Source organism: Sporosarcina sp. FSL W7-1283 (assembly GCF_038003105.1).
GTDB classification, from domain to species: domain Bacteria; phylum Bacillota; class Bacilli; order Bacillales_A; family Planococcaceae; genus Sporosarcina; species Sporosarcina newyorkensis.
In genome coordinates this window covers 3,101,875-3,113,818 of sequence record NZ_JBBOOL010000001.1, presented here as the reverse complement: position 1 = coordinate 3,113,818, position 11,944 = coordinate 3,101,875, and the positions used below count along the sequence as shown (strand labels likewise).

The following is an 11,944-nucleotide window of genomic DNA, read 5'->3' as shown; positions in this document are numbered from 1 at the left end:
GGCTTAATTCAAAGGGGCGATGGTAGTGGAAAGCAAGTAATGGAAGGTGCCTGTAAAGTAGGCACCTTTTTAATTTAAGAAAATCTCTACTTTCGTTCCTTTTCCAATGTCACTCGTCAATGTAATATGTCCTCCATGTGCCTCGATAATGTCTTTCGAAATGGCAAGCCCAAGTCCAGTGCCGTGAATGTTGTCCGTATTGGATCCTCTGTAATAACGGTTGAATATTTGTTCAATGTCTTGCTTTGCAATGCCTTTCCCATCGTCTTCGATTGTGAGCCCTGTATCCGAAACACTAATAGTGATCGCTATGTCACGATCATTATGAATAATCGCGTTGTGAATGAAATTCAAAATGGCTCGTTTCATTAAATGCCGGTCGATACTCCATATTGCATTGTGTGCGTTGCCTTCAAATGAAATTGCGTGATCGCTGTATCTCGGGTCGTTCAATACATCTATAACTATTTCGCGGACGAAGCTTGCGGGACGTGTATCTTCACGATGTAATGGCATTTCCTGATTACGTAAGCGCATCGTTAAATTAAAATCATCCAATAGATCCTTCATATAAATGGATTTTCGTTCGATGATTTCCGCATACTCTGCACGTTCCGATTCCATCACGTCTTGTCCACGTAGCAATTCTGCAAAGCCTCGAATGGATGCGAGAGGCGTTTTTAAGTCATGCGAAACATTGCTAATCCATTCTTCGCGCATCTTTTCAAGCTTCATGCGCTCCTCTTCATGGGCCTGCAATGTTTCAGAAACTGAATTCAAATTTGAAAAGACTGGTTTGAAGACACCTTGACGCTTCATTTTTTGGATGGAGAAATTTCGCTCTTTCAGCTGTGAAATCCGGTCGATTATGTACGAAACCGGCTTTGTTATGATCATGCTAAAAAGCAATCCGACGAGCATTGCGATAAGCAGATCGGCAATTGTAATGCCGACGAATGCTTTTGATACATAGGACAGGAATGACTGGGCATTGAACATGAAGACAACACGCTGTTCAGTGGAATTTTGAACGCCCAATAAATAGCTGTATTCTTCAAATTGACCGACATAATACGTTGTTAATTGATCGTCCATATACTTATAAATATGGACGAGCTCAACCGGACTGTAGTGTGTAGGTGCATCTTTGGGTGCAAGGGCAGCAGTAACGACATGCCCGTTTGAATCTAGTACTTGGAGCCAACCGCCAAATTCCCGAAGTGCCTGAATCCCTTCGTCTGTAATGAGGGGCTGCTCATTTTCCGTCGACAGATAACGAGAAAATTGGCGGGTGAAAGATTCGCCGGTATCAGTAGATAAGCTGTCATTGCCGTTTGTCTGTTGGAAGTAAAGTACACCGATTAATATAATTAAATTAACGAAAATGACAATAAAGACAATGCTCAAGACTGAAAATAAGTATTGGACAGTCAACTTCCATTTCATCGAATCACCTATTTCACAATGAATTTATAGCCCAATCCTTTTACGGTTGTGAGATATGCAGGCTTTGATGGATGATCCTCAATTTTTTCGCGGAGGCGGCGGATATGAACCATTAACGTATTATCCGCACCGAAAAAGTCTTCCCCCCAAACACGTTCAAAAAGTGTCTCTTTGCTCAAAATTTGATTTGGATTCTGCATGAAAGAAGCCATCAATCCCATTTCTTTAGCTGTCAGTTCCAAAGCTACGCCGTTCTTCAGTACTTCGGTTTGCGCCTCGTTCATAGAAAACGGTCCAATGGCAATCTCTTTAGGTTGGGAAGTTGCCTCTATTTCATGATAGCCAGCACGTCTTAATTGGGCTTTCACCCTGAAGGCGACTTCCTTTGGGCTGAATGGTTTTGTAATATAGTCATCGCCCCCAAGAGCGAGCCCTAAAATTTTATCTGTTTCGTCGGATTTTGCTGATAGAAATAAAATGGGGATATGGGAAACTTCTCGAATCTTTTTGCATAAATCATAACCTTCCCCATCTGGAAGCATGATGTCTAAAATTGCTATATCCGGCGAGGATGCTTCAAACTGCTCCCAACCTTCCCTTACGGATCCAGCCGTTTTGATCTCCGAAAAGCCTTCCTTCATAAGTGCAGTTTCCATTAAATGACGCAGATCGCTTTCATCATCTACGATTAAGATGCGTGGTTTTTCCAAATGATACACTTCCTTTCAAGCAACGTTGACCCAAGTATAAAGCAATTCTCTAAAACCCGCCCGTATTTAAGGGTAATGTAAGGTCGGCGTAAAATTAGCTTAAGGTTCGCCAAGTATAGTAAAGATATACGAAAGAGGTGCAACTAAATGGAGTCATTATTACTTGTGAAAGACGTTGAAAAAAAATACGGAAAAGATGCGAATACATTCAAAGCGCTTGAACATATTTCGTTTGAAATCGATCATGGTGAGTTTGTTGGAATTATGGGTCCTTCGGGAGCAGGGAAGTCCACGTTGCTGAATGTCCTAGCAACGATCGATACACCTACAACTGGAGATATTTATATCGGGAAGGATAACATTGCAAAGATGAAAGAAGAAAAACTTGCGGATTTTCGGCGAGACCATCTAGGATTTATCTTTCAAGATTATAATCTATTGGATTCGTTGACTGTCCGCGAAAATATCTTATTGCCATTAGCGATTGCAAAAATTAAACCAGAGGAAATTGCTAAGCGGGTGGATGAAATCGCGGGTACATTCGGCATATCAGACTTGCTTAATAAATACCCGTATCAAATTTCAGGTGGACAGAAACAGCGTACAGCAGCAAGTCGCGCATTAATTTCCAATCCGAAAATAATTTTTGCGGATGAACCGACAGGCGCGCTCGATTCAAAGTCGGCCACAGATTTGCTTGAAAGTATGAGTTCGTTAAATGAAAAGCATGAAACGACGATTATGATGGTGACACATGATGCTTATGCAGCAAGTTTTTGCCGCAGAATTTTATTTATTAAAGACGGACGGCTATCGAAAGAGATTTTTCGTGGAAGTAAGACGCGGAAAGAGTTTTTCCAAATGATTTTGGATGAATTGGCGCAAATGGGCGGTGATGTGAATGACGTTATTTGAATTGGCGTTGAAAAATATCCGCCGCAATATGAAAAGCTATTCGCTTTATATAGGCTCCACCGTCTTTTCCATCTTGATATATTTCACATTTGCTACGTTAAAATATAGTGAGGATATTAGTGGAATGGCTGAAACGTCAAAGCAGATTAAAGGAATCATGGGGGCATCTGCATTTGTGCTCATGATTTTCGTAGCGATCTTCATATTGTATTCCAATTCATTCTTCATGAAAAAGCGGAAGAAGGAAGTTGCGCTCTATTCTTTATTAGGCGTACGCAAAAAGTCGATTGGATTCCTTTTGTTCTTTGAGAACATGGTGATTGGGTTGGTATCGCTCGGTATTGGTGTTGTTTTAGGCTTTTTGTTGTCCAGAATGTTGCTCACCATTCTCTTGAAGCTGATGGGTCTCGACATCGTTGCTGGATTCGCTTTTTCAATGAACGCGCTAATTAATACATGTATAGTATTTTTCATTATTTTCTTATTCACTTCGTTGATGGGACATCGTATCATTTACCGTTTCAAGTTGATTGATTTGTTCCATGCGGAAAAAAAGGGAGAGAATGTGCCGAAAGCAAGGGTCATCACAGCCGTACTAGGTGTGGCGTCGTTGGCAATCGCGTACTATCTTGCCTTGCAGGACTTAACGGAATCACAGGTATGGCGTGTGCTTGGACTAGCAACCCCGATTGTCATCATCGCCTTTACAGTACTCGGCTCGTATTTGCTGTTCCATAGCGTATTAGTGTATGTGCTGTCAGCTTTGAAAGGAAATGCACGCTGGGCTTGGAAAGGTCTTCATATGATGACGGCGTCACAGCTGCTTTACAGGATAAGAGGAAACGCGAAAACGCTAACGCTAATTACGATATTGAGTGCGACGACCATTACATCAGGAGGCGCAGTTTTCGGTGTTTATTACAATGCCGAAAAAAATGTGAGAGAGTATACTCCTTACACATTCATGTGGGAAGGAGAGAAGCAGGCTATCGACACGTCGATAATCGAATCGGAAATCACGTTCTATAGCAAGATGATCCGAGTTGCACTCGATAAGTATGAAATGGAATATGTTGTAATTGATGAAGCAACCTTCGGCAAGTTGGCAAAGGATTTAGGTTGGTCAGATATTCAAAAGTTACGACAGAATGAGGTCTTTGCAATCGATGCATTTTTTGATGAACGCTGGTCTGAAAAATTGGATTCTGTAACGATAAACAAGGTAGAGTTTCCAGTCGCCAAATTCTATGATAAAGTGCTGTTCAATGTCGAGACGTTAGGTGGAAATGCAATTGTCGTACCGGAACAACTGTATGACGAAATCAAATCCGATGAGACACTGATACAAGCTGTCAAAGTAACCAACTATAAAAACCAGTCTGCTGTATCGGACCGGTTAGCTGCTTCGACCGAGAACTTCTCAAGTGCGACAGCGGATTATAAAAATACAATCGAATCGTTGGGTGCATTGCTTTTCGTGGGAAGCTTTTTAGGGCTTGTCTTCCTCGTCGCAACAGGCAGCATCATCTTCTTCAAAATGATGACTGAAGCGGAAGAGGATAAAGCGAAATATGCAATTCTTCATAAAATTGGCGTCTCAAAAAAGGATATGAACAGGACGATTCGTGGGCAGGTCGGCGTCATCTTTACAGTTCCGCTTGTTCTTGGACTTATTCACGGAGGCGTTGCATTGGTCGCAGTGTCCAATATGTTCATGATGGATTTCCTTGTGCCAGTCGTCATTTGGATGTTGGCTTACACAATGATTTACGCGATGTACTATTTTGCTACGGTACGCAGCTTCATTAAAACAATTAGAAGAGGATATTTGGAGGGGTAATTATGAGAAAAGGATTAATTTTGGCAGGTGTCATCGCCGTGTTATTAGCTGGGGCTGTCTTTGCGTTAGCAAAGGTGGACTTTAACAGAATGGGGAAAGGCAATGCCTACTATCATATCTCACCAGCGCATTCGGTTGAAGAGACAAAACTGGACTCAGGTGAAATCATGAAAAGATACTTGTATACTGGTCCTGCTTATAAAGAAAATGGTAAAGAAATCGAAGTAGAATTCACAGCAGCAAAAGAGCTGCGAGAAGGCGCATATTTGAAGTTATATCTGACTAAAGGAGATGACGTCACTTCTTATGATGAAGTGGAATTGTCAGATATTCCCGATAAGGTGAAGTTTTAAATTCTAAGTTAAACCCGTCCAAACACTATCGGACGGGTTTTTTTACTTTATAAGAGAAACATTTATGATAATTTGAATTGGCGTAAAAGTGTCAATAAACGTGTAGATTTAATGCATGGTTAGAATGAAATGTTTTACCCTTCCGTTTCAGGAAAGAATGCCTGGGCTGTAGAGATGTCTACCAGTGAAGGACCGTTCGTCTGGAATGCTTCTTTCAGCAAATATTCTAGCTGGGTCTCTGGCTCTGCCCGAAATCCTTTCCACCCGCAAGCTTCCGCTACCTTCACGAAATCAGGGTTTGTTAAATCCACACCTACTTCTTTCTTCCCCATGACGTTAATTTTGTCTCTCTCCATTTGCAGAGCTCCATTATTTAACACAACGACGGTAATATTGAGTTCATAACGGGTGGCAGTCAATAGATCTGCAAGCGTCATTTGAAGTCCACCATCCCCGACTACCGCTACTACTTGTTTTTCAGGGTTTACGAGCTTCGCGGCCATCGCAGCAGGAAGGCCAAAGCCCATCGTCCGCCAATAACCTGAAAATAAAACGGTTTGATCTTTCTGCTGGAAGTTACGGTTTGTCCACACCGTAACATCTCCTGTATCAAGTGCCAAAACAGCGTCTGCAGCTACTGTTTGGTCAAGGGCACGGATAATTCGCGAAGGGTGGACGGGATAACCCGCAGTGCTGCCTTCTTGATTGTTTTGTTGAGCCCATTTCTCTTTTATTTCTTGACAGCGGAGCACCCAGTCTTCTTTTTTGGAAAATCCTTGAAGGCTCTCTAATAAGAGAGGAAGAACTTCTTCACTTTTACCGGCGATACCGAGTTCGACGGGAATACCTTTTTCAAATTTACCAAAGTGGCGATCAATCTGAATTATCCTCGCGTCGTTCGGCACATATCCTTCCGGCCACCAGGTTGTTCCTGCCAAAAGCACAACATCTGCTTCTTTAAATAATTCAGCAGCATACGGATTGCCTCCTTCGCCGATTCCTTGCAAAACATTTGGGGAAGGCTCATTAAATAAGCCTTTTCCACCTAAGCTTGTCAGAATGCCAGCTCCCCATAATTCAGCAAGTTTCTCCACTTCTTTTATAGCGAAAGTAGCCCCGGCGCCTGCGAGAATCATTGGACGCTTGGCTGTTTTCATTATTGCTGTTGCCTTTTCCAGACTATTTTCCGTAAAAATGGACGTGCCCTCTATAATATTGGGCAATGGACGAGGTTTACTTGAAGCAGACATTGTAAATAAATCTTTTGGAATAGACAGATGGGTGACAGCCCGTTGCCCGAGTGATGTTTGTGCCGCTTTTTGAAGAAGTTCGACCGTTGCCTCGGGGCTTGCTAAATTAGCGGAATAAGAGGCGAACGGCTTCATTAGCTCCTGCTGGTCTACATATTGCGGGAATTCAGTGCCGATTTTATCACTCGGTGCTTGCCCCGTAATTGCCAGTACAGGAGCTTTGTCAGCATAGGCATCTCCCAGCCCGTTCAGTAGATTGGCCGCTCCAGGACCCATTGTCGCTGTACAGACACCGAGCTTGCCTGTTAGTTTCGCCTCCGCAGATGCCATAAAAGCAGCTGTTGACTCGTGTTTAACCGCAATGAATTGAATTTTATTCTGCTTGGCCAATGCATCGATAAGTCCGATAATGGTATCGCCCACAACTCCATAAATACGTTTTACACCGAACAAAGACAATTGATCAAGCATTAATTCAGCAACCGTCTGGTCTGTTTTTTTCATAACATGCGAACCTCCTGTATTTATTATTTTCGACTTGAAGGATATAAAATGTTTTAATCTTCATTCTTATTGTTCTTTCACTTAAAAGCACCGGTTAAACATTATTCTGCTTTTATAAATATTGCCTTTAAAATGATTGCTATGGTGAATCTTCTTATATATAAATGTAAAGACGATTGTTATTTAGCGATTAGGAAATAAGCTTCATCCATTTCCAATAATAGTATCCGGCTACTGCACAAAGAGTAAACCTTAAACCGGAAATAATGGCGCTAGTCAGAGAATAATTATGAAGTATAAACGTTGAACCATTAGTAAACAGGGTACTAATGAAAGTAATAGGGTGAAGGCGGGAATTCTTTTTTACAGGACAGCTTCAGTCAGGGCCAGACAGAACGTTACGCCATTTTAGAAAGGAATGTTCATATGAAATATGTGATTATTGGCGGTGACGCAGCAGGAATGAGTGCTGCCATGCAATTATTGAAACATGATCTAAGTGCGGAGATTACAATTTTGGAGCAGGGAGCGGTGTATTCCTACGCGCAGTGCGGAATGCCGTATGTGATTAACGGGGTTGTTAAGTCGGTGAATGATCTCGTTGTACGCAGTGTGGAGACGTATCGGAATAAATTTGGGATGGATGCGCGTGTGCACCATCAAGTGGAGAAAGTCGATACGGAGGAAAAGTTGGTCTCGGGAAGAAACGTAAAAACCGGCGAATCATTTTGTATACGATACGATAAACTACTTACAGCAAGCGGGGGAAGTTCATTTATCCCGAATTGGAAAGGAGTTGATTTGCAGGGCGTTTATTCGGTAAAGACACTAGCGGATGTTGAAGCAATCATGAAGAAAGTTGAAAATGGTATTGAGGATGTCACAATTGTAGGAGGCGGGTATGTCGGGTTGGAAATGGCGGAAAGCTTTAGGTTGCTTGGAAAGCGTGTTAGGATATTGATCCGCAGTCGGCAAGTGGCAAAGACATTCGATGAAGAAATGGCAAAATTAATTGAAGAAGAAGCTGAACGTCATGGCATCGAGATTTTATACGAAGAGGTATTAGAAGAGATTATTGGGGAACATTTCGTCACGTCTGTCCGCACAAACAAACGTACATACGAGACGGATGTTGTCCTGGTTGCGGCGGGTTTGCGTCCGAACACAGAGTTTCTTAAGGAAACGGGAATTCATTTGGCTAAAAACGGAGCGATTTATGTAAATGAATGGATGGAAACAAATGTGGTGGACGTCTATGCAGCAGGTGACTGTGCGATGCAGTATAACCGTATTACACAGGTGGATGAGTATACGCCGCTCGGGACGCATGCGAATAAACAGGGCCGGGTTGCGGGGTTGAATATGGCGGGAAAGCACCGTGCATTTAAAGGAATTACGGGCACATCCATTTTGAAATTCATGGATTTAGCTTTAGGGAAGACCGGGTTGTCTGATCGGGAGGCGTTTGCAGCAGGTATTGCGTATTTGTCGATGATTGTGCGGTCGAAAACGCATGCATCGTATTATCCGAATGCAAGGTCGCTGACGGTTAAATTAACATTCAGGCGTGAAGATGGTTTGCTGCTTGGCGGGCAGGTGATTGGTAAAGCGGGGGTGGATAAGCGGATAGATGTGCTTTCCACTGCATTATTCAATGAGATGACAGTTGAGGAATTGGAAGATTTGGATTTAAGCTATGCGCCGCCCTTCAACAGTACATGGGATCCGATTCAGAGTGCGGCGAGAAAAGCGGTCGCCAAGCTGGAAGATAAGTAGGTAGAGGGGGAATTTGAAGTCTCCTGTCCGCAATACAGATGGCATGCGGAAGGAGATTCTTCGGAAAGTTCTAATCTGTTAACTGATCTTCTGCTGTGGGCAATGCAGCAGGCTGAGGAGCTATTTTATCCGACTTTTTCGTTTTCGGATAACCAATCAGGATTGCAACTATGCCACAAACTCCCATGAGTATCGGATAGAAAGAGTAAGGCAGGATGCTTAGGGGAGAAATCGCCGCGAGTCCGGCAGCTGCAAGCATTTGACCACCATATGGGACGATACCCTGCCAGCAGCTGGCAAACAGGTCGAGCAGGCTTGCAGATTTTCTTCGATCGACATCATACTCATCCGCAATCTGCTTTGCCAAAGGACCGGTCATCAGGATAGAGATTGTATTATTGGCTGTTGCGATATCTGCTGCACTCACAAGTCCTGCGATACCGAACTCAGCACCTTTTTTGGATTTGATTCGTTTTGAAATGAAGTTCATTAGGAAGTCGATACCCCCGTTGTATTGGATAATTCCGACCATCCCTCCAATCAAAATTGCAATGATTGCTAAATCCTCCATACTGATTATACCTTCTGCAACTGTTTGCAGGAACGATACAAAACTATAAGAACCGTCAATCATCCCAATAATACCCGCAAAGACTGTACCGCCGAGCAGTACGATGAGTACATGAACCCCAAAAAGTGCGGCTCCAAGAACGGCTAGATATGGTAACACCTTGATGAAATCGTAATGAAAATCTCCGGCAACTGTCGCGACATTCCCTCTCGTCAAAATACTTAGAAGAATTGCCGTTATAATTGCTCCAGGCAGAACGATTAAGAAGTTTATTTTAAATTTCGCATTCATCTGTGTTTGCTGTGTCCTAGCCGCCGCAATAGTTGTATCTGAAATCATGGATAAGTTATCACCAAACATTGCTCCGCCAATAACGGTTGCCATCGCGAGTGCTAACGAAATATCCGTTTGGGATGCAATTCCGATGCCGATCGGCGCCAGTGCGACTACGGTTCCCATGGAAGTCCCCATCGATATAGAGATGAAGCAGCCGATTACAAATAGACCGACCATCAGCAAGTTTGCCGGCAAGAATGACAAGCCTAAATTGACGGTAGACTCAACAGCCCCCATTCCTTTTGCGACTGTTGAAAAAGCACCGGCCAGAATGAAGATAACAGCCATCAGCATAATATTCGGATGGCCTGCACCTTTCGTGAAAATCTCCACCTTCTTCAGAAACTTTTCCTTTGGATTCATAGCCAACGCAATAAATGAGGCGATGATAACTGCCACATTTAAAGGCATACTTGAAAAATCCCTCGTCAGGATACCAGTTCCGATAAATAACATGACAAACACGAGTAGAGGGAACAGTGCCCACGCACTCCCTTTATCTCTTTTTAATTCTGTCAATAAAATCCCTCCAATTTTTCTGTCGATAGTTCTTCTGTGAAAACCCAGGAATCATTGCTTTGATAGTAAAACCAAGTAATTCTATCAGTATTATAAATTAAGAGAATTCTACCTCATTAAAAAATAGTTGTCAATACAGTAGCGGAAACCTTTAGAATAATTTATTTAATTACTTTACATATAGTATAGTATTGTGATAGGTTAAGTGTAATATCGAAAGGATGATGGTAATGGCTCAAGTTGAAAGTTTTCTGCTCGATCATACAAAAGTAAAAGCTCCATATGTCCGAATGGCGGGGACAGAACAGCACGCAAAGGGGAGCGCTCTCCAAAAATACGATTTACGGTTTCTCCAGCCAAATGAGGATGCTATGCCAACAGCAGCTGTTCATACACTTGAACATTTGCTGGCTACGTATTTACGTGATGAACTGGAAGGAATTATAGACATTTCACCAATGGGTTGCCGGACCGGTTTTTATTTGATAATTTGGGATGAACACGAACCGAAAGAAGTGGCTGCTGCGTTAACAAAAGTCTTAGAGAAAGTGATCATTACTGAACATATACCAGCTGTTTCTGCAGAAGAATGTGGAAATTACCGGGATCATTCTTTATTTGCTGCTAAGGAATACGCTAAAATTGTTCTCGAAGCGGGGCTGAGTGACGATCCGTTTGTACGAACTGAACTTGCGGAAAAAATTTAAAAGGTACCAGGCCCTGATACAATTTATAATTGTTCGGGGTCCTGGTACCTTTTATTGATGCATTCGGAGATTGGACACCACTTAAACATCAAAAAAACCTTTGTAACAAATCTGACAAATGTAAGCGTTTCGAGTTTGAATGAATTGTGAAAACCTTCACAAGGCTGTTTCAATCCGTAAAAAACAGTGTATGATAAGAGTAGTTAAAGAATTGGTCCAGGTTTCCAATACGGGAATCAAAATACAAACCAAAAAGGAGAATGAACAACATGTGGGTTATCACATTGTTCGAACAAGAAAACGTACGGATTTTTGAATATGCAGAGAAAGCAGAAGCAACGAATGCACTGAAAAACTTCAGCAAATACGCGCTTTTGTCTTATACAAAATAAATGGATCGACACCCCACCCGTGGCTATGAGTGCTGCGGGTTTTTTTGCCCAGTAAAGTATAACTTCCTCCTGTGAAATCTAGTGGTAATTTTGTATTCATTGAGGTTGTGGACACAGGACAGCAACTCTGAGTGAGGCTGCTTTTTCTTTCCTAAAAAAGTATATTAACATCATATTCACAAAGCCTTCAAATGTAAGCGTTTCGAGTTTGAATGAATTGTGAAAACCTTCACAAGACGGTTCCAATCCGTGCAATACAGTGTATGATAAGAGTAGTTAAAGAAATTAGTCTAGGTTTCCAATAAGAAAATCAAAATACAAACCAAAAAGGAGACTGAACAACATGTGGGTCATCACATTGTTCGAACAAAAAAACGTACGGATTTTTGAATATGCAGATAAAGCAGAAGCAACAGATGCGCTGAAAAACTTCAGTAAATATGCGCTTTTGTCTTATACAAAATAAATGAAATGCCCCCTAACTCGCAGCTATAAAAGCTGTGAGTTTTTTGATTTCTACCTTCAATCGTCAAGCATCCGTGATACATAAAAACTTCACAAAATATCCAAGAAATATCATTATCTTCTCAGAGGAATTTATGGTAAGCTATTCCTGTTTTTCGAT

General features: G+C 42.1%; 11 protein-coding genes. 7 read left to right on the top strand and 4 right to left on the bottom strand.

Annotation, left to right across the window (positions count from 1 at the left end; translation table 11 throughout):
* Positions 1–69: 69 nt before the first annotated feature.
* Together MKY93_RS16320 and MKY93_RS16315 are read right to left on the bottom strand one after the other, a co-directional pair.
* Positions 70–1,446 (bottom strand): sensor histidine kinase, encoded by a 1,377-nt coding sequence (locus MKY93_RS16320; RefSeq protein ID WP_009498596.1) that lies wholly within the window; start codon positions 1,444–1,446, stop codon positions 70–72.
* A gap of 8 nt (positions 1,447–1,454) precedes the next feature.
* Positions 1,455–2,156, bottom strand: coding sequence for a response regulator transcription factor (locus tag MKY93_RS16315; RefSeq protein ID WP_040759830.1), 702 nt, complete (start codon positions 2,154–2,156; stop codon positions 1,455–1,457).
* Positions 2,157–2,303: 147 nt separating this feature from the next.
* Here MKY93_RS16315 and MKY93_RS16310 point away from each other — a divergent pair, with 147 nt between their 5' ends.
* The 3 genes from MKY93_RS16310 to MKY93_RS16300 are packed head-to-tail and all read left to right on the top strand — an operon-like array spanning position 2,304 to position 5,264.
* Positions 2,304–3,071: an ABC transporter ATP-binding protein gene (locus MKY93_RS16310; protein ID WP_009498594.1), complete on the top strand. Its 768-nt coding sequence runs from the start codon at positions 2,304–2,306 to the stop codon at positions 3,069–3,071.
* Positions 3,058–4,911 (top strand): FtsX-like permease family protein, encoded by a 1,854-nt coding sequence (locus MKY93_RS16305; protein ID WP_078818462.1) that lies wholly within the window; start codon positions 3,058–3,060, stop codon positions 4,909–4,911. Before MKY93_RS16310 ends, MKY93_RS16305 begins: the two co-directional genes overlap by 14 nt.
* 2 nt (positions 4,912–4,913) lie before the next feature.
* Positions 4,914–5,264 carry a YxeA family protein gene (locus tag MKY93_RS16300; RefSeq protein WP_009498591.1) on the top strand — a complete coding sequence of 117 codons (351 nt, stop codon included), beginning with the start codon at positions 4,914–4,916 and terminating at the stop codon, positions 5,262–5,264.
* A gap of 134 nt (positions 5,265–5,398) precedes the next feature.
* Here the strand turns inward: MKY93_RS16300 and MKY93_RS16295 are convergent, their stop codons facing one another.
* A complete protein-coding gene (locus MKY93_RS16295) occupies positions 5,399–7,018 on the bottom strand; it encodes a thiamine pyrophosphate-binding protein (protein ID WP_340760257.1) in 1,620 nt (539 codons plus the stop codon).
* Between the two features lie 426 nt (positions 7,019–7,444).
* Here MKY93_RS16295 and MKY93_RS16290 point away from each other — a divergent pair, with 426 nt between their 5' ends.
* Entirely contained in the window at positions 7,445–8,794 is a 1,350-nt protein-coding gene (locus MKY93_RS16290) for an FAD-dependent oxidoreductase (RefSeq protein ID WP_340760255.1), read from the top strand.
* Between the two features lie 70 nt (positions 8,795–8,864).
* Here the strand turns inward: MKY93_RS16290 and MKY93_RS16285 are convergent, their stop codons facing one another.
* Positions 8,865–10,157, bottom strand: coding sequence for a Na+/H+ antiporter NhaC family protein (locus tag MKY93_RS16285; protein ID WP_078818488.1), 1,293 nt, complete (start codon positions 10,155–10,157; stop codon positions 8,865–8,867).
* A gap of 293 nt (positions 10,158–10,450) precedes the next feature.
* On the opposite strand from MKY93_RS16285, the gene MKY93_RS16280 reads away from it, so the two are divergent.
* The 3 genes from MKY93_RS16280 to MKY93_RS16270 all read left to right on the top strand — a co-directional run bounded on the left by MKY93_RS16280 (position 10,451) and on the right by MKY93_RS16270 (position 11,785).
* The gene (locus MKY93_RS16280; RefSeq protein ID WP_040759829.1) at positions 10,451–10,927 is read left to right on the top strand and encodes an S-ribosylhomocysteine lyase; all 477 of its coding nucleotides are present in this window, start codon (positions 10,451–10,453) and stop codon (positions 10,925–10,927) included.
* Positions 10,928–11,196: 269 nt separating this feature from the next.
* Positions 11,197–11,319: a hypothetical protein gene (locus MKY93_RS16275; RefSeq protein ID WP_281250679.1), complete on the top strand. Its 123-nt coding sequence runs from the start codon at positions 11,197–11,199 to the stop codon at positions 11,317–11,319.
* Positions 11,320–11,662: 343 nt separating this feature from the next.
* Positions 11,663–11,785, top strand: coding sequence for a hypothetical protein (locus tag MKY93_RS16270; protein ID WP_281250678.1), 123 nt, complete (start codon positions 11,663–11,665; stop codon positions 11,783–11,785).
* The last annotated feature ends 159 nt before the right edge of the window (positions 11,786–11,944 follow it).